The organism is Sphingomonas sandaracina, from assembly GCF_036663695.1.
GTDB lineage: Bacteria > Pseudomonadota > Alphaproteobacteria > Sphingomonadales > Sphingomonadaceae > Sphingomonas.
This window is the reverse complement of record NZ_JAXOJK010000012.1, coordinates 1-24108: the sequence shown is the minus strand read 5'-3', so window position 1 is coordinate 24108 and position 24108 is coordinate 1. Positions and strand designations below refer to the sequence as shown.

General features: G+C 64.0%; 14 protein-coding genes and 1 pseudogene. 10 read left to right on the top strand and 5 right to left on the bottom strand.

Annotation, left to right across the window (positions count from 1 at the left end):
* Positions 1 to 1100: 1100 nt before the first annotated feature.
* Together U1707_RS18790 and U1707_RS18785 are read right to left on the bottom strand one after the other, a co-directional pair.
* Entirely contained in the window at positions 1101 to 2897 is a 1797-nt protein-coding gene (locus U1707_RS18790; protein WP_332801587.1) for a recombinase family protein, read from the bottom strand.
* Positions 2848 to 3042: a hypothetical protein gene (locus U1707_RS18785; protein ID WP_332801586.1), complete on the bottom strand. Its 195-nt coding sequence runs from the start codon at positions 3040 to 3042 to the stop codon at positions 2848 to 2850. The genes U1707_RS18790 and U1707_RS18785 overlap by 50 nt, the downstream gene beginning before the upstream one ends.
* 117 nt (positions 3043 to 3159) lie before the next feature.
* Between U1707_RS18785 and U1707_RS18780 the strand changes: the two genes are divergently transcribed.
* The 7 genes and pseudogenes from U1707_RS18780 to U1707_RS18755 all read left to right on the top strand — a co-directional run bounded on the left by U1707_RS18780 (position 3160) and on the right by U1707_RS18755 (position 18526).
* Positions 3160 to 3771: a helix-turn-helix domain-containing protein gene (locus U1707_RS18780; RefSeq protein ID WP_332801585.1), complete on the top strand. Its 612-nt coding sequence runs from the start codon at positions 3160 to 3162 to the stop codon at positions 3769 to 3771.
* Positions 3772 to 4051: 280 nt separating this feature from the next.
* Positions 4052 to 4828: pseudogene (locus U1707_RS18775) on the top strand (IS91 family transposase); the annotation flags it as partial.
* A gap of 23 nt (positions 4829 to 4851) precedes the next feature.
* Complete coding sequence (locus tag U1707_RS18770) at positions 4852 to 5283, top strand: toll/interleukin-1 receptor domain-containing protein (protein WP_332801588.1); 432 nt, start codon at positions 4852 to 4854, stop codon at positions 5281 to 5283.
* A 249-nt stretch (positions 5284 to 5532) separates the two neighbouring features.
* Positions 5533 to 6111, top strand: a complete 579-nt coding sequence (locus U1707_RS19095; RefSeq protein ID WP_443025735.1) for a J domain-containing protein — start codon at positions 5533 to 5535, stop codon at positions 6109 to 6111.
* A gap of 483 nt (positions 6112 to 6594) precedes the next feature.
* A complete protein-coding gene (locus U1707_RS18765) occupies positions 6595 to 8232 on the top strand; it encodes a ShlB/FhaC/HecB family hemolysin secretion/activation protein (RefSeq protein WP_332801584.1) in 1638 nt (545 codons plus the stop codon).
* 2 nt (positions 8233 to 8234) lie between these two features.
* The gene (locus U1707_RS18760; protein WP_332801583.1) at positions 8235 to 18164 is read left to right on the top strand and encodes a two-partner secretion domain-containing protein; all 9930 of its coding nucleotides are present in this window, start codon (positions 8235 to 8237) and stop codon (positions 18162 to 18164) included.
* 140 nt (positions 18165 to 18304) lie between these two features.
* Complete coding sequence (locus U1707_RS18755; RefSeq protein ID WP_332801582.1) at positions 18305 to 18526, top strand: hypothetical protein; 222 nt, start codon at positions 18305 to 18307, stop codon at positions 18524 to 18526.
* 255 nt (positions 18527 to 18781) lie between these two features.
* Here the strand turns inward: U1707_RS18755 and U1707_RS18750 are convergent, their stop codons facing one another.
* Both U1707_RS18750 and U1707_RS18745 read right to left on the bottom strand, forming a co-directional pair.
* A complete protein-coding gene (locus U1707_RS18750) occupies positions 18782 to 19342 on the bottom strand; it encodes a DUF1993 domain-containing protein (protein ID WP_332801581.1) in 561 nt (186 codons plus the stop codon).
* An 81-nt stretch (positions 19343 to 19423) separates the two neighbouring features.
* Positions 19424 to 20293, bottom strand: coding sequence for an aldo/keto reductase family oxidoreductase (locus U1707_RS18745; protein WP_332801580.1), 870 nt, complete (start codon positions 20291 to 20293; stop codon positions 19424 to 19426).
* 89 nt (positions 20294 to 20382) lie between these two features.
* Here U1707_RS18745 and U1707_RS18740 point away from each other — a divergent pair, with 89 nt between their 5' ends.
* Entirely contained in the window at positions 20383 to 21288 is a 906-nt protein-coding gene (locus U1707_RS18740; protein ID WP_332801579.1) for a LysR family transcriptional regulator, read from the top strand.
* A 742-nt stretch (positions 21289 to 22030) separates the two neighbouring features.
* On the opposite strand, the gene U1707_RS18735 is transcribed toward U1707_RS18740, so the two are convergent.
* A complete protein-coding gene (locus U1707_RS18735) occupies positions 22031 to 22597 on the bottom strand; it encodes a hypothetical protein (protein WP_332801578.1) in 567 nt (188 codons plus the stop codon).
* 311 nt (positions 22598 to 22908) lie between these two features.
* Between U1707_RS18735 and U1707_RS18730 the strand changes: the two genes are divergently transcribed.
* Entirely contained in the window at positions 22909 to 23532 is a 624-nt protein-coding gene (locus U1707_RS18730; protein ID WP_332801577.1) for a DUF922 domain-containing protein, read from the top strand.
* 115 nt (positions 23533 to 23647) lie between these two features.
* Positions 23648 to 23872, top strand: coding sequence for a hypothetical protein (locus U1707_RS18725; protein WP_332801576.1), 225 nt, complete (start codon positions 23648 to 23650; stop codon positions 23870 to 23872).
* Positions 23873 to 24108 lie beyond the last annotated feature (236 nt).

Here is a 24108-nt window from a genome sequence, read left to right as displayed (position 1 = left end):
CGACGATGCCCTAATCGAGCATGTCGCCGCTTACATGTGGGAGAGCCGAATGGAGCGGGCGATGATCGCACGCCATGGGTAGATGCCGGTGCGACATTGAAGACGGCGTTTCGCGAGCTGGCGGTTGCCGCCCGCCAAGCACTAAATATAACATGAGACGTTGCTGCGTCATCTCTGCCTAGCGGTTTTCTGCATAGCCCTGGACTAGCATGGACTTGATGCGCGTGAAGCTATGATCGCGCCTTCCCGATTATGATCCTTTTCGAGAAAGCGGGCGGCACCTCGCAACGTTGGCCAATTACCTGGCGGCGCCAAGGCTGCGGAACGCTGACCGCCAGACCTAGGCCGTCTCGAAGCACCAGCTCCCCGGGACGGCGGGACGTGCGGTCCTTCAGAGGTATACCCAAAGCGTGCCAGTACAAAACTCGATTGGTGCCAGGCATCACGTCACGAGCATGGGGAGGGTGTTTGTGTCTGAGCGGGGGCTCTATTCCCGACAATAGACGGCATCAAGCACCGAGTGGTCGTCATGATAGGAAACATCGCGTTATCAGAGGTATACCCTGAACGAGCAGACGGTATGTGACACAAAACCTGTTCAAACAGGGTTGGTTACAGCGAAACTGAACACTCTACTTCGAGGTCTAGACCCTGAATGACAGATCAAGTCACAGCGAAGAGCTAAGCTGCCCCGGCCGGCAACATCGCCGCCCTTCGTAAAGGGGTGCTCGAAAACAATCTGCTAAGGCGGGTCCAGTCCCGCTACGTGGTACGGTCGGCGATCGATGAGGCACGGCGGTTAAGGCCTAGGAGGCTCGAGGAAAGGTCGGTGAGCGAAGCGAGGGACTGCCATTTTTGTCGCCCCTTGGCCTAGAACCTCCTGCTCGATTGCCTCGCCCTTGAACGACGACGTCAGTAATAGTCCGGGCGAGCGCTTAGATTGCAGTGCGGCGCGAGAGACGAGCCGTTCGGCCGTGCCGATCAATGACGTCGCGAGACCCAAGCTGCGGAGGCTATTTTAACACACGCGCTAGCACACGTTCGAGATAAAAAATAAATAAATAGGATCTTAAAAAGGGTTACACATCAGCGCCGCGTACTCATAACCTGAAGGTCACAGGTTCAAATCCTGTCCCCGCAACCAACGGTATCACAAAAGCTCCAGGCCCCTCGGCCCGGGGCTTTTGTGCGTTTGCCGCACACGCTTCTTCCGCGAACGCCAGCATCCGGTACAGGTCACCATGCAGCTGGATAGGACGGCGCTTGCCGCCGCGCGCGCTACCTGGTTGCACCACGATCTTCTCGATGAGCGGGCGGATGGTCTGCCGGGCGCTCGCGCCATCGTTCGATGCGAGGTGTGCGTCGAGCTCTGCGATCGCGCGCGTGTACAGGCTCTCGTAGTTCGCCGGGAGGCGAACGACCGGCGACGCGGGCGTTGCAGCGATGATCTCCTCCAGTCGCCGTTCCTCGACTTCCAGATCCTTCACTCGCGTCGTCAGTGCGCGTGGCGCATTTTCGTCCTCCTCGATGCGGTTGACGAGGTTGGCGATGCGGGCGCGGGTCTCCGCCAGCTCGTGCTCGGCCGTGGCACGCTCGGCGTTTCCGGCCTGCGCAGCGGCGGCGAGCTCCTGCTGCAGGAGCGCCGCGAAGCGCTTGATGAGCGCCGGGGTCAGCAGCCGCTCGCGGATGCCCGCCAGTGCGCGGGTTTCGAGTTCGGTGGTGGTGATCGAGCCGTTGTCGCATGTCCCCGTGCGGTGACCCTTGCATCGCCACCGCCCGGCGCCGGTGGCCAAGAACGGGGCGCCGCACGCGCCGCAGGTCACTAGTCCGGACAGGAGGTGGGCAGGACGCTTCGCGCCGCTCAGCGGATTGCCGGTCAGCTTGGACTTCGCGTCGCGCGCGCGGCGTGCTTCGGCCTGCCGCGCCTTCACCCGGTCCCACAGCTCCTGGTCGACGATCCGCAGCTGCGGTTCGTCACGGATGATCCACTCCGCCTCGGGATTGAGGCGTGGCCGGCGCGAGAAGCCGCGGCGCTCGTTGGGCACCTCGACCCAGGTGCGGCGATTGAAGATACGGCGGCCGATGTAGAGTTCGTTGTTAAGGATGCCCTCGCCGAGCGTCACGTCGCCCGACAGCGTCGAGGGGTTCCATACGCCGGCATTGTACTTGCCCCGCTCGCGGGCGCGCGGCGAGGGGATGCCGTCGGCGTTGAGGGCGTTGCAGATGCGCTTCAGGCTCCAGCCATCCGCATACCGGCGAAAGATCCGGCGGACGAGCTCGGCCGGTACCTCATCGACGGCGAGCTGGTCGAGCTCGCGTCCTTGCGCATCCTCACCGGTGATCTTGCGGCGGTAGCCGAGCACGCGACCGCCCGTGGCGCCGCCGCGCGTCGCCTTGCCGCGCAGACCACGTCTGGTCGTATAAGCGATGCGCATCCGCTGTTGCTCGCCGATTATGCCTTTGAAGGCGAGCACGAGGTCGTCGACCTTGCCCGCCGCCACCGTGTGTACCGCGACCTGGTGCAGCCGGAACAGCTTGACCATGTAATGCAGATGCTCGGCGTCGCGGCTCAGCCGGTCGACATCCTCGATGATGAGGTTGCGCACCTGGCCACTGGTGATGAGCTTCAGGACCTGTTGCAGGCCGGGGCGCTCCATCGTCGCGCCGGTGATGCCGTCGTCGCCATGGAAGGCGATGACCTCCAGCCCGCAGCGCTCGGCATAGCTTTGCGCGAACAGCTGCTGGTCGTCGACCGATGACGTGCGCTCGTCGGGGTCGTCGAAGCTCTTGCGGCCATAAGAGACGGCGGCGTGGGTCATCAGGCGGCACCTTACAGCGGATCGAGGATCAAGAGTGCGAATCCGGCTGCGCGGAATCAAGCCGTGGTTGCGCAACATCGGTCGCGCTATCGGCTACCGCCTCCAGCAGCAGCGCACGCGCGAGCCGCTTCGCCAGCAGCGTCAGCAGCGCCTCGTCGACCGCGGTCAGACATATGCGCGGCACGTCGGTGCTGATCTTCGAGGAGGTGGCGGGGTCGGCCATGACGACCTTTTGGGATGAGCTTCAACCGTAACTTGCAAAAACTCGACATTTTGGTGTGCAACTGTCTTCGTTGTGCTTACGTGTGTCACCGTGCCCCAGCCGGATCGCCCCAGCCGCATGTTGTTGCCGCGAGGGGCTGTCCGGCTGCGTGCTGATCTTGGCGAGTTCCTGAAGCGTCATCGTCAGGGTAAGCTGGAAGGCGCGGCGTTCGGAACCCAGGCCCAGGTCGCCGCACGTGCCGGTATCACGCGAGGGGCGCTGTCCGATATTGAGCGTGGTGTCGCATGGCCGGGGCCTGCGACGCTCGACGCCTTGCTCGACATCCTCGAGCTCGGCTGGGAGCATGTCGCGCATCCCGTCGAGAGCGGCGTCGACCAGCGCTATCTCGTCAACGACATGCCGGGGGGAGGGCGGCTCTCCCACATGCCGCTGGAGGAGGCGCCCCGACGCCACCGCACCTTCCTTGAAGGCGTCAAAGGCAACCAGATCATCGCGCTGGGCGAGAGGATAAGGTTCGCGCGACAGCAAAAGGGAATGACGCTGGTGGAAGCTGCACAAGCCGGCGGGATTTCTGCCGCGCTGCTCTCACGCCTTGAGCGGGGGCAGCTTCGGCGGTCCAGTGTGTTCGCGTTCGTTCCAGCGGCGGAGCCGGGCAACCCGCCGAAGTTGATCATCTGCAATACGTGGCTCGCACGCCTTTGTTACCGGGATAACGGTGACGGCGATTGAACGACCCGTCGCCGCTTCAGCAGCGCGGCAGGACAGCCACTTGGAGCGGCCGGTCCGTTTTGCATTCGTGGTGGAAGCACGAACCCGCTGCGCGGGAGGGGCGCGTGCGGCGCGGTTGAGGTGAGGCATCGAGCGTAGCGCGGCGGTTGAACGCTGCGGGAGGCAGGCAGAGCATCGGGACTCCACAAGAAGGAGTCCTGCTATGACCATTCTCACTCAGGTTGTTGTCGTCAGCCCGCTACGCCAGCGTCTCATCGACGAGATGGAGATACGCCGCTTTGCCTACAACTCCTGCCGGAACCGGCACTGCCCGCGATGCCAAGGCGCAGCGGCACGCACGTGGCTCGCCGAGCGCGAGGCCGACCTTCTGCCGGTCGGCTACTTCCATGTCGTCTTCACGCTGCCCGCCGAGGTTGCCGATGTCGCGTGGCAGAACAAGGCGGCGGTCTACGGCCTGCTGTTCCAGGCGGCGTCAGAGACGATGACGACCATCGCCGCCGACCCGAAGCATCTGGGTGCACGCATTGGCATCACTGCGGTGCTCCACACCTGGGGTTCGGCAATGGCCCACCATCCGCACATCCACATGATTGTCCCAGGCGGCGGACTTTCGCCCGACGGTAGTCGCTGGGTGTCATCACGACCCGCGTTCCTCCTGCCGGTACGCGTCCTGGGCAAGCTGTTCCGTCGCCTGTTCCTGACCCGGCTGATGTCGCTGCACGAGACTGGGCACCTCGCGTTCTACGGTAGCCTCGCGCACCTCGCCGACCGGCGCGCATTCCTGCGGCACCTGTCCCCGGTCAGGAAGAAGCGCTGGGTGGTTTACACCAAGCCGCCGTTTGCCGGCCCCGAAACGGTGCTCGCCTATCTGTCGCGCTACACGCACCGCGTTGCGATCTCGAACAGCCGGATCCTGCGCTTCGACCAGACCGGCGTTACTTTCCGCTATAAAGATTATCGCCGGGGTGGCGCCGACCGGCAGCAGGTCATGACAGTAACCACCGACGAGTTCATCCGCCGCTTCCTGCTCCATGTCCTGCCCAAGGGTTTCCACCGCAAGCCGAAGCCTATGACGTATTCATCTCCCATGCGTCGGAAGACAAAGCCACGTTCGTCGACGATCTCGCTAGACAGGCCGAGGCGGCTGGCCTCCACATCTGGTACGACACCGCCGCCATCGAGTGGGGGGACAGCTTGCGGCAAAAGATTGATGCTGGGCTTGCTGGCTTGTATTTTGGTGTAGCAGTTCTCTCACCTGATTTCTTCGCCAAACCTTGGCCAAACTACGAACTGGACGGACTACTGGAGAAGGCGACCAGCGGTACCGGCCGTCTGCTACCGATTTGGCACAAGTTGACCAAGGATGAGGTGGCGCAACGATCGCCATCGCTGGCGGGACGTATGGCGCTCAATACGAGCCTTATGTCGACCGCCGAAATTGTTGCAGAGTTGGTGAAGTTGCGCGATCGATATAGGTCAAACGTTAACACCGTCGCATCGCCGGGGGATTAAGGCCGCAGGGTCAGAGATCCTAGATCGCCGCTAATGCGATGTCCGTCACAGGTGCATAAACGATGAACGAGCGTCCGCTTGTAGGGAGCGGACGAGTGCCCGCCAATGTCGCTTTGTGGGTCTGCGCCGGGGGCGGCGTGGTGCCGTCCAAACCACGAAGTTGCGGGTGGGAACGGTAGCTATCTGACTGTTGGCGCCTGAAGCCAATCTTTGGATCACCGAGAAGGCCAGGTTAAGATCACGCGCCAGGTGGACTTTCCTTTTCCGCGATTAAGCCGCAAGTTACGGCTAGATGGCTCTCTTACCCGACTATTATTCTGTTCTAGGGGTGTCCCGACGGCAAGTCGCGACACTATCCACGCCGCATGGAAAGCGCTGCTCCGTCAATATCACCCCGATACCAATCATGGTGTGGATGTTTCTGCTCGTGCGAAAGAGATCAACGAGGCGTATTCCGTTTTGGGGAAGAAGGAAGCACGCGCCGCCTATGATCGGTCGCAGATCAGGCCGTCTGCGCACCGAGCGACCGCGGACCGCCCGTTTCACCCTAGGAAAGCCGGCAGGCACTCAATGCGACCTAGCCCGTCGATGCAGCCCAGAGCTAGCTTCTCGCAGCCGCTAGAGACCAACGAATGGCTGATGGGCCTTTTCCTGCTGATCCTCACCGCCGCACCGATCGCTACAATCCTGGTTCTGTGGAACGAGGAATCCGGATTGGCACCTACGGTTCGACGTAGCGTCGCCGCTCATCCCGTGCCTGAGCCTCCTGCAAGAGCCGTCCGCAGCTCATCGGGCACAAAACTCGGACTTGGACAGCGTGCTTCCTAAACTTCTGCCCAGTCGCGACGCTCGAGTTCGCAGGGTCAGGCGCCAAAAGCGGTCGTAACGCGGAGATGAACGAGCGGCCAAGTTGGGAAGCTGGGAAGGTAGCGCGGACGTCTGCTTCTGGGTCCCTTCGGAGTTTGCGACCGTACCCTGATGGCGAGCGACGGAGGCATAGGTGAGCTTTCCGACGTAAGCGTTCCGCTAGCCCCGGAGGATAATTTACCGCGCTCCTGCGGAGCGATGGGATATTCCGGCGTGGCAAATGAACGACAGAATAATTCATTTTGATTGCAGTTTTAGCGCTCGCTGCCCTTGGATCGAATTTTGTTAACTATCTGCGACCAAAAGATTCTGCTTCAGGTCAACAATAATCTTGTAAATTTACGACAATCGAATGTAACCATCGTCGAAATAGTAGGCGGGGCGTAAATGACTACAGGATCGGCCAGGCGGACGACGGGCGGATCTTGTGCTTGGCCCGCCAAATTGGGCGCTGCATTCACCGGCATCGTTTTGCTATCCACCGCCGCGACGGCACAGGTTTCATCTCCCGCCGATCAGGAACAGGCCCGTATCCGCGCGCAGCAGCAGGCGGCTGAACGGGCGGCGCGGGAGGCAGCGCCGGTCGCGACGATCGAGCGCGCTGCGCCAGCGCCGCTGGGGCCTTTCCCGGTGGAGGCCAGCTGCTTCACGGTGCGCGATATCGTCGTCGAGAATGCCGGACGCGCAAAGCTGCGCTGGGTGCCAGGGTTCGCCGCGCAGTATCGCGGGCGGTGCGTCGGGACGGCTGGTCTCGATTACATCATCCGCAGCCTGCAGGGCGCGTTCATCGAGCGTGGTCTGGTGACGACGCGCGCGGGCCTGCCCGAACAGCATTTGGCCAGCGGCACGCTGCGCATCGTCGTGGTGCCAGGCGTCGTCGAGGATATCCGGGTCAACAAGACAGGCAGAACCAAAGCATGGGGCCGTGCGACGCCGGTCGGACGCGGCGACCTGCTCGATCTGCGTGCGCTCGAACAGGGGCTGGAGCAGATGCGCAGCGTTCCCGGTCGAGCCGTCGCGGTCGACATCGTGCCGGGGGATGCGCCGGGCCAGTCGGTTCTCGACGTCACGGTAGACCAGACGCGGCCGATCGCGGGATCGCTGTCGATCAACAACTTCGCCGGCGAGCGGGTCGGTCGCTATCAGGGCTCGGCGCAGATTGCCGAACTCGGGCAACTGGGCTTTTCGGAGGTCATCAGCGCCTATTACAACCGCCGAACGGATTCGCCGGGCGTGCCCGCCGACAGCCGCGGCGTCGGCGGGTCGATCTCGGTGCCGGCCGGGTGGTGGACGTTCAACGCAAGCGGCTCCGCGAATCGCTACAGCCAGACCGTGGTCGGCGAAGTCAGCAGCTTCGGCACGCGAGGCACACTCGACCGGGTCGCGATCGGCGCCGAGCGGGTTCTCTACCGCAATCAGACGGCGAAGGATTCGATCAGTTTCGGGCTGGCGCGGCGATGGGGTCGCAACTTCATCAACGACGTCGAGATCGGCATCCAGCGACAGGATCTCACCGACCTCGAAGTGCGGCTGATCGATCGGCGGACGTTCGGCGCGGCGCGCTTTGATGGATCGGTTGGCGTCCGGTTCGGTCTCGGGATTCTCGGCGCGCAGAAGCAGCCGGACGATCGGCCCGATGCGCTGCCGAGTGCACGCTACCGGATCGTCAGCGCCGACTTCGGACTGTTCGTGCCCTTGGGCCAGGGCTTGATCGACGGGTACCGTGCCGAGTTTCACGGGCAGGTCAGCGACCGGAACCTGTTCGGCTCGGATCTCATCCAGATCGGCGGCCCGTACACGATCCGCGGCCTGGATACCGACACGGCCGAACTGGGGCGTAACGGCTTCTATCTGCGCCAGGAGCTGGGGGCCAAGATCACCGACGGGTTCCGTCCGTATGTCCTGTTCGACATGGGCGCAGTCCGCAAGGGGACCGGCGCGCGCGGCGGCGGCGGCCTCGGCCTGAGAGCGCGGCGTGGGCCGTTCTTCGTCGACGTCTTCGGGGCGCGTCCGGTGTTCGGGCGCCAGATCCCCAATCGCAACCGCGTTCGGTTCGGCCTTTCCGCCGGTGTAGGATTTTGAGCATGACCAAGCTGACCTTCGCCGTGCTGCGTCGCCGGATGCGTTCGGCCAGCGCGCTGTCTCCACTCGGCGGCGGCGCGGGTCTCGCGGCGCTGTTGCTGGTCGCGACGGTGCCGGCGCGCGGGCAGGACGGCGGTGCGCCTAATCCCGTCGTCCCGGTCCCCGGTGGCGCGACGCATCTCGATTACGGCGCGAACGGCGTGCCGGTGGTCAAAATCGCGACGCCGGACGCCAGAGGGACGAGCTACAACCGCTACCAGGCGTTCAACGTCGATGCGCGCGGCGTGGTGCTCAACAACAGCGACAAGATCGTCCAGAGCCGGCTCGCAGGCTATATCGACGGCAACGCGCAGCTGAAGGCGTCGGGCGGGGCGTCGCTGATCATCAACGAAGTGGTCGCCGCCAATCCGTCTAGCCTGCGGGGCTATATCGAGGTCGCCGGCAAGACCGCCGATCTGGTGCTCGCCAATCCCTACGGCATCGCGTGCAACGGTTGCGGCTTCGTCAACGCGCCGCGCGTGACGCTGGCGGCGGCACAACCCCTGGTCGACGGCGCCGGCGCGCTCAGCGGATTCCGGACGGCGACGGGTACGATCGACGTGTCCGGCAGCGGGCTCGATGCGACGAATGCGCGGCTCGACCTGTTCGCGCGCGCCGTCTCGATCAACGCCGGCCTGTATGCGGATACCGTGACCGCCAGCCTCGGCGCGGGCGACATCACGCGCGACGGCGACATCGTCGTGGTCGGGCAGCGCACGGCAGCGCAGCCGAACCAGCCCGCCTTCGCGCTCGACGTCGCGGCGCTCGGCGGGATGTATGCGCGGTCGATCAAGCTGATCGGCACCGAGCGCGGGCTCGGTGTCAACGTCGCAGGCGATCTCGCCGGGCTCGAACAGGGTGTGACGCTGTCGTTCGACGGCAGGATATCGGTGCCTGGCGCGATCACGGCGAAGACGGCGGTCGCGATCGAGACCGCCGGTGCGCTCGACGTCGCCGGCCAGATCTACGGCGAAGGCACGACGACGCTGAAAGGCGCGAGCCTGGCGGGTAACGGCCTGATCGGCAGTGGTGGCGACCTCACGGTCACGACCGGCGCGCTTAGCAGCGGTGGCACGCTCGCCGCCGGCCTGACCCGTGACGGACGCGTCACGCAGACTGGCACGTTGCGCCTCGATGTCGGCGGCACGGCGGCGCTGACGGGGCGAGTGCTGGCGCGCGACGCTGTGTCGTTGACGGCGAGCACCATCGTCAACCACGGGCTCGCGAGCGGCGGGACGCTGACGCTGCGCACCGCGACGCTCGACAATAGCGGCGGCACGATCGATGCGCGGACGGCGCTCGACGCGCAGGCGGGCGCGGTCGGCAATATCGGCGGCGTGATCCAGTCCGGCGGAGCGCTGGCACTCACCGGCAGCAGCCTGGCGAACGATCGTGGCGCGGTGCTGGCGCTCGGCAGCGATACACTGACGCTGGGCTTCACCGGCGTGATCAGTGGCAGCGGTGGGCAGATCGGCGGCAATGGCGATGTGTCTGTCAGCGCTCGCGCGCTCGGCATTGACGGCGTGGTGGGCAGCATCACGGCGAGCAAGGCGCTCGATCTCAATGTCGACGGCGATTTTACGATCACCGGCAAGGGTCTGGTCGCGGGCGGCGGTGCGACGACGGCCAATGTCGGCGCGCTCCGCGTTATCGAAGGCGGCTTGCAGGGCGGCAGTGCACTGACCGTGCGCGCAGGCTCGGTCACGATCGGCAGCGGTGGCCAGGTCAGCGGTGGGAGCGTAATCGCCGACACGGTCGGTACGATGACGAACGCCGGCCTGATGGCGAGCGCAGGACGAGTCGACCTGACCGCAGCCACGCTGACGAACACCGGCACGATTTCGGGCAATGGCGGCACGAGCCTGAAGGCTGCGGGGCTGGTCGCACAGGACGGTCTGGTCGCGTCCGACGGCGCTATCGACATAAACGGCGGAGCTTTGACCTCGCGCGGCGGCACGGTCGAAGCGGGTGGGGCGCTCGGCGTCTCTGCGGGATCGGTGGCGCTCGATCGCGCCAGCCTGACCGCGCTCGGATCGGGCACGCTGACGCTAGCGAGCCGGGGCGCCTTGACCGCAGCGGGAACGCGCATCGGCAGCAACGGCAACGTGGCGATCGGCGCCACGACGCTGGCGTTCACCGACAGCCGGATCACCGCGCTTGGCGCTCTCGCGCTCGATGCTACGGCGGGCGACCTTGCGTTCGGTAGCGGCGCGACGATCGAGAATGCCGGCGACTTGACGCTGACCGCAACGGGCACACTAAGCCACGCCGCCGACATCGTCGGTCGCGGACAGAATCTGACGCTACGCGCGGCGACGATCGACAACCGTGGGGGTGCGATCCTGCATCTCGGCACCGGCACGCTCGCGCTGACGGGCAGCGATGCGATCGACAACAGCGGCGGTCGGATCGCGACAAATAGCGCGCTGTCACTGATCGCCGGCACGTTCGCCAACACCGGTGGCACGCTCACCTCGGCCGGCGGCGCCGGACTTACGATCGCCAGCAATCTGGCGAACGAGAATGGCCTGATCGCAGCGGGCGGCCGCCTCACGCTTCGGGCCGGTGCGACCCGCAACGCTGGAGGATCGTTCGAAGCCGCCGGCCCGCTGGACGCGCGTCTTACCGCGCTCGACGGCGGTACGTTTGTCGCGACCGGTTCGGCGGGAACGCTGACGCTCGACGTCCGCGATGCGATCAGCGGTTCGGTCCTGATCGGTGCCGCCACCGATGGCACGGTCACCGCGAGCTCGCTCAACCTCGCCGGCGGGTCGCGCCTGACGGCGGGCGGAACGCTGACGGTCGGCGCGCGGGACGGGAATATCGCGCTGGCGGGGGGCACGCTCGATGCGGCGAAGCTTGCGCTGACCTCGGCGCGCGCGATCCTCACCGGCGATGGCGGATTGATCCAGTCGACCGGCGCGACGACGATCGCAGCGGACTCGCTGACCACGACCGGCGGCCGCGTCGTGGCGGGCGGCAAGCTCGACGTAACCGCGAGCGCGCTCGATAACCGCAACGGTTGGCTCGCATCCGGCAGCGATGGCGCGACCTTCACGGTCAATACGCTGGCCAACGATCGCGGCACGCTCGGCGGCGACGGATCGGTCGTCGTGACGGCGGCGAGCGTCGACAATGGCGCGGGTACGCTTGCGGCAGGCGGCGATCTGACGCTGTCGACCGCAAGCTTGACCAACGCTACCGGCGGGCAGATCTGGGCGGACCGCGATGCGCGGGTGACCGCGACGGGGACACTCGCCAACCGCGGGAGCATCGCCGCCGCACGCGACCTGAGCGTGAACGCGGGCACGCTCGACGGCGGCAGCGGAGCCGGTGTGGGCACGCTTGCCGGCGGCCGACTGCTCGACATCAACTCGGGCGGCGGCACATTCGGGCGGCTCATCGCACCAACCGCGCTGACGCTCGGCATAGTCGGCGATCTGACCAACGCTGCCGGCGAGACGATCGCAACACCGGGCGCGCTGACGCTCAACATCGGCGGCAGCTTCACGAACGCGGGCACCGTGCAGGGCGGTACTGCGATCGGGATCGCCACTGGCGGTTCGATCGCCAACCAGATCGGCGGCATGATCGTCGCGCCGACGCTGACGCTGACGGCCGGCACGACGCTGGAGAACCAGGGGCTGATCAACGGCGGCGCGGTGAGCATGAGCGCCACGCAGATCGCCAATGGTGGCGCGATCTTCGGTGACAGCGTCGCGCTGTCCGGCGCGAGCGGCATCGTCAACGCGGGCGACAGCGCGGTGATCGCCACCCGGGGCGGACTCCTGTCGCTGTCGAGCGGCGGCGACATCGTCAACCGCGATGGCGCGCTGCTCTACAGCCTCGGCAATCTGGTCGTCACCGGAGTCGGCGGAACGGGCCGTGCAGGCTCGCTGCAGAACCTGTCGTCGGACATCCAGGCACAAGGCGACATCGCGATCGCCGCGACCCGCCTGCTCAACGACCGTAGCGTGTTCACCACCGAAGAGGCGCTCGTCTCCAGTCGAGACGTCGAGACCATCGACAACCGCAATCGCCGCAACAGAACCATAACCCAGTATCTGGAGACGATCACCGACACGAAGATCCTTGCCGACAGCGGGCAAGCCCGGATCATCGGCACCAACGTCACGATCGATGCCGACAGCGTCACCAACCGGCTTTCGACGATAAGCGCGGCAGGGAACCTCGGGGTCGGCGCCGCGGCCGTGACGAACACCGCGTTTACCGGGTATTACACCACCAAGCAGGACGGGGTGATTCTGGGGCAGACGCGTAGTTGTCCGTTCTTGTTCGGCTGCGGCAACTGGCGGACGCGAACGACGACGCCGCTCAATACCGTCGATGCGCAGGCGACCTTCACGACCCCGTCGACGATCACCGCGGGGGGCACGCTGACGATCGATGCGGTCACGATCGACAACCTCGTCCTGACCCCGGATGGCAGCACTGCGGATATCTTCGCTGCGAGCGCGCGGCCCGGTACCGTCACCGCCGGTGGCGCCGTCGCCGTCGTGACCACGGGCGCGGTCGTCGCACCCGGCAGCGCGCCTGGCGTGATCGCCGGCACCGCGATCGACCCGACCTTCGGCTTTGCGGTGAAGCCACCGACCGATCGCGCGAGCGGCGGCGCGGGCAGCGCGACGCTCGATCTGGGCGGACTGTTCCAGTTCGCGGGGTCGAGTTCGCAGGTGCTGGTCCAGGCGGACCCGCGGTTCAACAATTACGACGCGTTCCTGTCGAGCGACTATTTCCTCGACAAGCTCGGCTATGACCCGTCACGCGTGCAGCGCCGGCTCGGCGACGGGCTTTACGAGCAGCAACTGATCGCGAACCAGCTCGTCGCACTGGTCGGCGCACAGCGACTAGTCGGCTATGGCGACAACCAGGGCCAGTATCGCGCGCTGCTCGATGCGGGCGCCACGTTCGCAAAGACGTACAATCTGGCGCTCGGCGTCTCGCTCTCGCCGACGCAGATGGCGACGCTGACCAGCAACATCGTGCTGCTCGTGGAGACCATTGTCCAGACCCCGTCGGGACCGCAGACGGTGCTCGCACCGCGCGTCTACCTGACCAAGGCGGCGGCCGGCGATCTCACCAGCGGCGGCGCGATCATCGCCGGGCGCGATATCCGGTTGCGCGCATCGGACTCGCTGACCAATGCGGGCGTCATCCGTGCCAGCGCCAGTGGCACGCTGGTCGGCGGCACGATCGTCAACAGCGGACGGCTCGATCTGGGCAGCCGCGGTATCGTCTCCGCGGCCGGCGACCTGATCGACCGTGGCGGTGCGATCACCGGTGGCGACCTGACACTCGCCGCGGGCCGCGATCTGACGCTCGCCCCGGTCGCGACGACGCGCACCGTCGCGACGCGTTACTATGGCGGACGTTCGGACCAGCAGGTCTCGCTGACGACCACCACAACCAATCGCGGCAGCGATATCGCGGCGAGCGGCAATCTCGACCTGCTGGCGGGGCGAACATTGTCGGTCACCGGCGCGATCGTCGCGGCAGGCGGCAATCTGGTTGCGTCTGCCGGCCAGAACATCGCGATCGGTAGCGCGACCGACAGTGGCACATCGTTTGCGGTCGGTCGCGAGGGCAAGACGCTGTTCACGCAGACCCAGACCGAACGCAGCAATGTCCTGTCGGATCTGCGTGCGGGCGGCAACGTCACCTTGGCAACGCCAGGCGCGCTCGCGGTGAACGGCGGTACGGTCACCGCAGGCCGCGCGCTTGCGGTCGACGCGGGGAGCATCGGCGTGACCGGTGTGATCGACAGCACCCAGTTGCAGCGCGACACGCAGAAGACCTCCGGCGGCTTTCTGTCGTCGACCAAGACCACCACGGCCTATAACGGCAACGATCAGAGCGTGGTCGCGTCGACGCTGTCGGGCGACACGGTCGCGCTGCGCAGCACCGGCGACACGCGGATCGCCGGTTCCAACGTTGTCGCGACCAACGGCGTATCGATCGCGGCAGGTGGCGCGATCGACGTCGGCACGCTGACCGCGACCGACACCGAGGCGCAGTCGACACGCGTCAAGAAGAGCGGACTGTCGATCGGTGGCGGCGGGCTGTTCCTCGGCGTCGCAAAGAACCGCAACGACGTCGACACCACCAGCATCACCAACACTGGCTCTCTGATCGGATCGACCGCGGGCGACGTCACGCTCGATGCCGGTCGCGCGCTGACCTTGACCGGCAGCCAAGTGACCGGCACCGGTCTAACCCGACTGACGGGCGAGAGCGTCGCGATCCGCAATGCGACCGACGTGACGACCACCGACACGCTCAACAAGTCGTCGAGCATAGGCATCAGCGTCGGCGCGCAGAGCCCCGTGCTCAGCGGGTTGCAGGGCGTGCGCGATTCCGGGCGCATCCTTGGCAACGCCAATACGAACGCCCGGACCAGCGCGGTGGCCGGACTCGCAGGCGGACTGGCCGCCTACAACGCCGCGGATGCGCTCAAGGGCGGCGTCACCAATCTCGCGGCGGTCGGCGTCAGCTTCGGCGTGTCGAGCACAAAGGCGACCTCGAAAACGCGCGACGAGACCAATGTCGCCAGCCGGATCGCCGGCAACGACGTGGCGATCGCGGCACGCGGCGCCGGTGCAGCCTCGACGATCGCGGTGCAGGGCAGTGAGGTCACCGCGGCGCGCAACCTGTCGCTGACCGCGCCGGGTGCGATCACGCTCACGTCAGGCTCCGAGACCGACACGCTGGAGCAACGAAACAAGTCCTCCGGTTTCTCGATCGGCGTCCAGCTCGGCCTGTCCGGTGGCGTCACCCCGAACGCGTCGTTCAATGCAGGCAAGGGGAGCTCGAGCGGAACCGACGTGCGCCACATCGAGAGCGTCCTCAGCGCCGGCAACGCGGTCTCGATCGCAACACCCGACGCCCTCACGCTGCGTGGCGCGCAGGTGATCGGCAACCGCGTCGACGTGAACGTGGGTTCGCTCGCGATCGTCAGCGAACAGGATCGCGCGACCTACGCCGAGCGTCAGCGTAGTCTGGGGCTGTCCGTCAGTCCCGGCACCGTCGCCGGCAACCTCAATTCCGGCCGCCAGACAGGCGACTTCGCCAGCGTGCGCGAGCAATCGGGGATCTACGCCGGGCAAGGTGGCTACGGCATTACCGTGGCGGGGAACACCAACCTTGTCGGCGGCGTGATCGCGAGCGACGCGGCAGCGGCACAGAATCGGCTCACGACGGGCACGCTGACCGCCAGCGATCTCGCCAACCGCGAACAATACAAAGCAAGCTCGCTCACCATCGGGGGCGGCATCGGCGGCGTCGGCAAGAACGCGGACGGCGAGGCGAAGGCGCCCGGTACACCGGGAAGCGCCTTGCCGGGCATCCGTACGGGCATCGGCACGATTAGCGCGACGCCACCAGTAGCTTTGGGGGCATCGGGCAAGCAGTCCGGCACTACCTACTCGGCGATAGCGCCGGGCACGATCGATATCACCTCCGGTGACACTACCAGCCGCGCCGTGGCAGCGACGATCGGGCGTGACACGACAGGCGCGAATGCCGGTACACTGACCCAGCAATATGACGCGAACAAACGCGAGGAGATCGCGCTGGGCTTTGCGGCTGCGACGCAGCTTGCGAATCAGACGGGCAGCTTCTTCGCTAATCGGGCGGCAGAGGAGCAGCAAGCGCGGTTGAAGGCTGACGAAGCGCAGCGGCAGTTGGCCCGCGGGTCGGATTTGGCAGGCAATCCGCTGACAGATGCAGTGCGCGAGGAGCTGAGTCAGACGGTCGTGACAGAGACGGATCGCTCGCAGAATCTGCGCGACAGCTTCGGTGCGGGAAGTGCGGCGCGGGTCATAGCGACTGCAATCAACGGCGCTGCAGGAAGCAACGTCACCGGCAGCTTCACCGGCCTCGTCCAAAGTGCGGCCGCGAACATCATTCAAAGCCTGGCTGTGACCCAAGTCAAGTCAATCGCCGACAGCTTGCAGAACAGTCGGGGCGAGGCCTCTGGACAGAGTGAAACAGTCCGGGCTGCGTTACAGGCAGTCGTCGGTTGCGCGGGCGCGACAGCCGGCGGCGGCGGGTGCGCCAGCGGGGCCACGGGGTCGGCCGCCAGCGTCGTTTTGAACTACCTGCTGACAAGCTACGCCGATGCGAAGCCGTCGATTGATCCGGTGACAGGCCGACCGGCCGAACGCGCCCTGCAGGATCAGGAAGCGCGCAAGAACCTAGTTGCGACGGTCGTTGCCGGCGTTGCCGCCGGTAGTGGGCTTGACGTTTCGACCGCTGCGCTTGCGGCGCAAACCGAGACTGAGAACAACGATCTCGGCGGAGCACGCATATGCGGGATTGCGTCCCCGAACTGCAAGGGGCCGACGATAGATCAGTACCTGGCAAAGCCAGAGGTCCGCAACCTCGTGGCCATGCTGAAGCTCACCGACGCGCAGGCTCGTGCCTGTTTGCAACCCGGACCTGAGTGCGCTTCGGTCGCTAATTATCGACGCGGACTGCTCGCTGAATTATCGCGCGACGGGTCGGCCAATCCTGACGATGTTGCACGAGTCCAGGCGGCCGGTTTGAGCGAACTGGGCAGTATCACGGCGCTGGCTGAAGCCGATCGGCAGTATCTGACAGCTCTTCGTTCCACGGATCCCAAGCTTGCCGACAAGCTTGCCGGACAGTCGTTGGCGGTCCGCACGCTCGTATATCAAGACGTTTCAAAAGGTGCCGGCGACAACCTCATCGGCCGCCTTTCCGCAGGGGTCCTCGGAGCCCTGTTCGATGCGGACACGCTAACTGACCTTTATATCGCACGTAAGAGCGATGCGGCAGGCGAACGCATCGGGAGCTTCGATCAAGCGATCGGCCGCGTGCTCGCCAACGCTCCCACGCTTGCGAGCGTGGCGCGCAGCAACGCCGAGGATAACGCCGCAGCAATGCGGGCGAGAAACGTTCCAGAAGCGGTAGTACAAGCCTACCTCTTCAAGGAATTCTACAACGCGGCAGCTACTGAGCGGACCACTGTCGGACTGCTTAGCCAGGCGCAACTGCTCGGCGACTTCCTGACCGATCCGACGCGGGTGGCTGGCAACTTGGCGCAGGGGTCAGTCCAGGGAATAGATAACGCGTTGCTCGACGACACAAGCGCAGCGGAATACCTTCGGCGCGCGGGTGGGGCAGTACAGCGGTTAGCCGCGTCGAGCGTCACGGACAAGGCGACGACCCTCGGGAACGCGAGCGGCGACGCAGTTGTGGCGGCAACCGATGCGGTCATTACGCGCGGTGCAGGTGCGGCGGCGGACGTGACGGTGATACGTGCAGGAGCTTCCATCGGAGCGAAGGTGGAGAGCGCCGTCGAACGCCTCGGGGACGCTGCATTGGCCGCAAGCCAGCGTCGTGACGCCGCAGGCATCATCACAAGCGCAGCCGAATCTCCGCTACCGCAGCAGGGGTCGGTAAACCTCGTCGAAACGACGGCCGGAAAGCCTACCGTAGGGACCCCATCTCCCGGCGGTGGCAATTGGGTAGATCCATATCTGTCGGGTTCGACGATACGGACTTACACTACCACCGCCGACACTCGATTGGTGCGTTTCAGCTCCAACGCGTCGCCGACTGGCGGCTTTTACGCCCGCGCAGAAGACGTCGCTGGCAAGACACCCGAACAGATCCAGACGCTCCTTCAGCTGCCAGAACCACCGCAGTTCATTCAATCCGTTGATGTGCCCGCCGGGACCATTCTCAAGGAGAGCAAGGTAGGGTTGCAATACAAATTTGCGAATCCAGTAGGATCGCTGGTCACGCCTTCGCAATTTGAAGTGGTAGGATCGCGGCTTCCGACAAATAAATTTAGTTCTCCGACGTTCATGCGACCGGGTAAAATTCTGCCGAAAATCAGGACGCGCTGATCATGCCCCCTCTTGCGAGCATCCGATCTTATCCCGTCAGCATGATGCTGTCTGTGCCAGGTAAGGGGCGCTTGATCCTTTATGACGCTTATCCAAGTGCCGAAATAGTTCATCAAGAGATCTGGGGGAGGGAGGTCTTTTTGTTCGATGAGACCAATCGGCCCCTCTGGCAGATTGATCCCGAGCCCGGCGCTAGCGATGACATGCATCGTAATTTTGATGCCGCCCGCCCGGCAACCGAAAGCTTTTCCGCAATTAATCTCGTCGATGGGGTGTTCTATGCCAGTAGGATTGGTGGTGACACATTCAGAATCAATATGGAAACTGGCGCCGCGACGTATTCTGGCTGGGCGCGGACGTGAATCGGCTGCGATGTTTCTCGGGAGAGTGTGGCCGACCTGTTGCGGCACTCCGGGTTAGGCGGAACATCCTCTTGAGTTGAAAACGGACACGGTCAACGATTCCGGCCAAGGGTTCTTCTAAGCAGCCATATGAGGTCAAGATGAACGAGCGTCCGCTTATGGGGAGCGGAAGGGCCCGTCTGAATGGCCAAAGGTGGGTCTTCTCGCAACCGACCCCATCGCGCGCCGAGGCGATTGTGGCCCCTGATGCGCGCGTCAGGACGGCGTGTTCTGCCGAAGGTAGGCAAACATGTGAGACGCGTAGTCTGCCTTTCCCAGCTCAATGCCCTGCGCTCGAATGATCGAGTATGCGGTCACCACGTGGAAATAGAACTGCGGCAGCGCCCAGTCTCGCGCATATTGCTCCGCCGTTAGGTCGAGGATCATTCCGTTTGGCAGCGCGTGGGCGATCGATGCGGTAGGTTTGGGAATGATGCCCGCAGCTGCGGCGGACTCGACCACCGCGATCGTTTCCACAATGCGGGCCTGCGCATCCGCGAGCGTACCCGGCCGCTCGCCAGCGTTTCGACCCTCGTCGAGCAGAGTCTCCAGCGCGGGCGGAAATTCCTGCTCGAGTAACCGGAACACGCCTTCCTGCGCCTGTCGGCACGCAAACCGGACCTGTGTTGCCAAGGGGAACATGTCGGGTGCGAGTCGCGCCGCGAGCAGGACGTCGACGCTCCCGTCCGGCCGCTGTGTTTCGGCCTTGGAGAGCCACTGCGACAATGCTCCCAGCATCTGGATGTAGGTGGGGACGACAAAATCTGAGAGCGTCATGGGGCTTCGCTTTTCTTGCGGGTCGGCAGGTCGATCCCGCGCTCGGTCGACACAGGCCAGTCGCGGGGAGCCAAGCGTTCGTCAAGCAATGCCGTTGAGCGCTGCCATCTCCCGGTCGGGAAGCGCCAGCGCCGCCGCGGCGAGGTTCTCGCGAAGGTGTGCCACCGACGACGTGCCGGGGATCAGCAGTATGTTGGGCGACCGCCGCAGCAGCCACGCCAGCGCTACCTGCATCGGCGTCGCGTCCATTCTTGCAGCCACTTCGGACAAGGTCTGTGATTGGAGCGGGTTGAAGCCGCCCAACGGGAAGAAGGGCACATAGGCGATACCGTCCGCCGCTAGCGCATCGATCATCGCATCGTCGTCGCGGTGTGCGAGGTTGTACTGGTTCTGCACGCAGACGATGTCGACCACGCGGCGTGCCTGTTCGACCTGTGTCGGCGTTGCGTTGCTCAGCCCGATATGACGGATCAGTCCCTGTGCTTGAAGTGCGGCGAGGGCGGTCAGTTGCGGCTCGACCGAACCTTCCGCCGGGCCATGGTCGCTGCCTCCGCCCATCAGGCGCATATTGACGACGTCCAGCACGTCCAGGGCGAGGTTGCGCAGATTGTCGTGCACTGCCGCCGTGAGCGCCGCTTCGTCCTGCGCCGGGTTCCATGAGCCATCGTCGCCACGTACCGCGCCCACTGTCGTCACGATGGTCAGCCCGTCACGATAAGGATGGAGCGCCTCGTGGATGATCTGGTTGGTGACGTGCGGCCCATAGAAATCGCTCGTATCGATATGGTCGACATTGCTTTCGATCGCTTCGCGCAGGACGGCGAGTGCTGCGTCGCGATCGCGCGGAGGTCCGAACACGCCGGGTCCGGCAAGTTGCATGGCACCATAGCCGAGCCGCCTCACGTTGCGGTCACCGAGCCGGAAGCTGCCTGCTGGTTCGATCGTCTGCATGTCGTTCTCCTCTTCCCCCTCCAGATAGGCGTTGCCGAAGCGCGCGATAATCTCGCATTATCCGCACGGGCTGTACGGAAAACCGAACGATGGACGCTGATCTTGGAGACCTGACTGCCTTCCTCGCGGTCGCAAAAGCGCGCGGCTTTCGCGACGCGGCGCGGACGAGCGGCACCAGCGCCTCGACGCTGAGCGAAGCCGTGCGCCGCCTGGAGACGCGGCTCGGCGTCCGCCTGCTCCACCGCACCACGCGCAGCGTCACGCCAACCGAGGCCGGTGCGGGGCTCATCGACCGACTGGCCCCGGCACTCGGCGAGGTCGATGCCGCCCTAGACGCGGTCGGACTCTTCCGGGACGGTGCGGCGGGGGCGCTGCGACTGAACGTGCCGGTCAGCGCCGCGCGGCTCGTGCTGCCCGCGCTCCTGCCGAGTTTTCTCGCCGCAAATCCCGGCATCCGGCTGGAAATCGTTGCTGAAGACAGCTTCGTCGACGTGCTAGCCGCGGGGTGCGACGCGGGCATCCGCTATGACGAGCGGCTCGAACAGGACATGATTGCGGTGCCCATCGGGCCGCGCGTCCAGCGGATGGCAACTGCCGCCGCGCCATCCTATATCGATCGACATGGCCGCCCGGATCACCCTCGCAGCCTGCTGGAACACGCGTGCGTGCTCGGACGGTTCGCGAGCGGTGCCTTGACGAGTCCCTGGGAGTTCGAGCGCGCCGGCGAGATCGTCCGCGTCGAACCGCGCGGGCCGTTGATCGTGCAGGTCGGCGGGGCGACCGATCTCGCCGTCGACGCCGCAGTCGCAGGCGTCGGTATCATTTCGCTGTTCGAGGATTGGCTGCGCCCGTATCTCGACCGCGGCGCGTTGGAGCCGGTGCTGGAGGACTGGTGGCAGCCGTTTTCCGGACCTTTCCTCTATTATTCGGACCGTCGTCTGGTGCCACCCCCGCTGCGCGCGTTTATCGACTTTATCAAAGCAAGTGCAACCTAGGTCACCTCAAGTTTTGAAAATTCCGCGTCAGCAGAAGTCACAATCGTCGAATCGGCAAAATATTAGGCCGCGATTACGGCTGCCCATTTTAGATGAGCGTCTAAATCGTTCCCGAACCCGGCGCCCAAGAGGACATCGCGCCAGTCAATTTGGACGAGAAGCACCGCGTTCTCGAACGCAGTGATGCTCCCATCCGATAGTTTTAAAGTTGCGAGCCAAATGCGCTCCATTGCTTCGCCATCGAAATCTCCAGAATGAACCTGCGCCGGTCCGCAATCGATCATTAGCGTCGTTTCCACCCTCTCCCACAAGTTCGGCGGAAAGACGGCACGGAGAACGTCACGAGTCCTAAGGGTTATATGCAGCGCATTGTTCGGCACATTTCCACCCTTCAGGCTCGGCAGACCCACTTCTACAAGCACGCCTATTCCCGCTCGACCATCCTTTTCAAGAATCTGGCCGGCCGTCGGGCATAGCAGAACGCGTGCGGCATGAGCCCCGCCTCGATGAACGAAGGGCCGAAGTTGGGGAGCGGAAATTACCCCGCGAACGTCCACAACTGGGTCTGGCCGGAAGCCGTGAGACCACGTTGCGTTTTTGCTCAAACATTGACGTTCAGGCTGGTTATCCAGGTTCCCGATAACGGCTATTCGTTAAGCGCGATCTTTCCTATCGCGGAGGGTTCAAAATTGTGAATGCATCGGCCGTTGTGATCGCACTGCCCTATCGGCCACGGCGCGTGCTAAATCGCAGCAGCTTCGATCCGCCTCTGTAGGTCTTTGACCTTCTTCTCCACGGCATGCTGTAAGACTGTGTCTCCAAGAGCCCGCGCGGCCTCATATTCTGCCCTTCTGATCTTGAGCACCTCGCTGGCGACATACCGCCAATCGGCAGGAGGTATGCCGTAGTCGCGGGTCGCCTCTACTTGATCGAGAGCGCTGATCCCAATCAGATGGAGGCGAGGCCACTGATCAATCTCGTCGACATATGCATAATCGAAGTTGATTTTAGTAGTTTCGGTCAAGGTCACCGTAACGTGATTCCAAGGCCTTGCCAGGAAGATGTCCAGGGTTCCCATTCTCGCGAGATCGACCTTGATCGACTCCTCCACCTCCTCGGGCCTGCTACCAAAGCCGGCATACTGCCCTCTGACACCGTCGCGACGGGTCCACTGACTGACGCCCGCGGTCTGCATCCACTCATGAAACTGCGCCTCGAACCGCATCTCCACAGCATCCCCGGGGAAGATCGACCAAAGCTTTCGACCAATGTCGCCAACGATTGCTTCGAAATGCTGTTTGTCTGCCATCGGTGTCCCAATCCGTTTGTTAGCATTAGTTCGTTGGTCTCAGGCAGGTCCAGTCCAGTTCCAAACTTCGTAATCCGCTGCCGACCAACAGGACTTCTATCGCGCAATCGTTTTCGGAAAATGCGGCGCCGTACCATGTCGGCTATCGCGATCGATTTTCCGTAAGCGGTCCGTCCGCTTTCCTTCCCATTGCGGCCATTCATCCGAAACCAAGGCGATCAACTTCGTCACCCGCTTCCCGCCCCCGACAGCCCAGCGTGAAGCGATCGAAGCCCGCTTGCAGACGAGCAGCCACCGGGCAATGAGGCCCAATGTCATTTCAGATCCACTCTCGGCCCAGACCAGCAGTTCGTCATGGCATCTCATTATGCCTTGCAGTCGCCGTTGGAAATCTACCCGCTTCGGGCGGTGCCCAAACATTTTCCATAGCACCCCAGGCTGATCCCTTACACGGCCTGCAAAACGTTGCCGTGGAGTACGACCAAGTCTCTGGAACTGACGAGCAGTCGATCAACGCTTCTATCGAAGCGAATAGCCCGCGTCGGCCTGACGGGAACTGGGCGATGGGCCAAACCCGCTACACCTCGCGTTATCGACCTCTCCAGATTACGACCAAGGGTGTCTGCAAAGTAGCCAAGCTGGAATCGCAACTTGGCGCGATCGTCGTTTTGCCAAGATTATCGGAGGAAAATTCCGTTCCTCAGCGCATTCTGGCGAAATGGAGACCTTTCATCGCTGCTTTGAAAGAACACGAGGCGGGACATATTCGGTTGGAATACCAGCATATTCATGATTTTGCAGTGGCGATCGTCGGAACGAGTTGTAGCAGCTACCAAGCCGCGTACGCTGCCCATGAAGAAGCCTCGCGTGCAACTCAAGAAGCTTATGACCGGGACACTGATAGCGGAGCGACGCAGGGTGCTGTATTGCACTAAACGATATCGTTCTTTATCGGTGTCTTGGGGGAGACGCCGCGGCAAACAATCTCCATCTCGGCCATTCTGCTTACGCCCACTTGCAGACATAGGGCACATGCGAGACGCTTCCCGAATGAAGCCATGGAATATGAGTGTCGGGAGGGCCACCGGATTGGTTATCGGGAGTTTTCTCTGGTGGGGCAGCTATGTCCCGAGCGAGGGCATGTTTCAGAACCCGCAGCTCGTTATCGTCCCAGCGGCTATCGGAATCCTGATCGTCAACGTGCGTAATAAACGAAAGAAGGTCGGCCCCTACGATCCCGAAATCATTGCTCAAAATAAGCGCGGCAGGCTGTAACAGAGGGTCTGCTAACCTCTCTCGCCGCCCAAGCCGCCTATCTGCTTTCCTCTCCCTCCACGACATTCATGACGGACGATCATTCGCCAAGCTTAGTCAGCGCGGAGATGAACCAGCGTCCGTGTGTGGACGCCCCGCTGGATACAAGGGGGTTTTTAAGAGATTTGTTCGCGCAGGTTCAGGTGCTTCCGTGTGTCCGGCCTGTTGATGCAGCCATCATCACGGCTGCTGGCCTG

Coding starts and splice junctions, on each gene's coding strand:
- U1707_RS18790 (WP_332801587.1), bottom strand. CDS start 2,897: ATGTTGCGCAACCACGGCTTGATTCCGCGCAGCCGGATTCGCACTCTT.
- U1707_RS18785 (WP_332801586.1), bottom strand. CDS start 3,042: ATGGCCGACCCCGCCACCTCCTCGAAGATCAGCACCGACGTGCCGCGC.
- U1707_RS18780 (WP_332801585.1), top strand. CDS start 3,160: ATGTTGTTGCCGCGAGGGGCTGTCCGGCTGCGTGCTGATCTTGGCGAG.
- U1707_RS18760 (WP_332801583.1), top strand. CDS start 8,235: ATGACCAAGCTGACCTTCGCCGTGCTGCGTCGCCGGATGCGTTCGGCC.
- U1707_RS18750 (WP_332801581.1), bottom strand. CDS start 19,342: ATGACGCTCTCAGATTTTGTCGTCCCCACCTACATCCAGATGCTGGGA.
- U1707_RS18745 (WP_332801580.1), bottom strand. CDS start 20,293: ATGCAGACGATCGAACCAGCAGGCAGCTTCCGGCTCGGTGACCGCAAC.
- U1707_RS18740 (WP_332801579.1), top strand. CDS start 20,383: ATGGACGCTGATCTTGGAGACCTGACTGCCTTCCTCGCGGTCGCAAAA.
- U1707_RS18735 (WP_332801578.1), bottom strand. CDS start 22,597: ATGGCAGACAAACAGCATTTCGAAGCAATCGTTGGCGACATTGGTCGA.
- U1707_RS18730 (WP_332801577.1), top strand. CDS start 22,909: ATGTCATTTCAGATCCACTCTCGGCCCAGACCAGCAGTTCGTCATGGC.
- U1707_RS18725 (WP_332801576.1), top strand. CDS start 23,648: ATGAAGCCATGGAATATGAGTGTCGGGAGGGCCACCGGATTGGTTATC.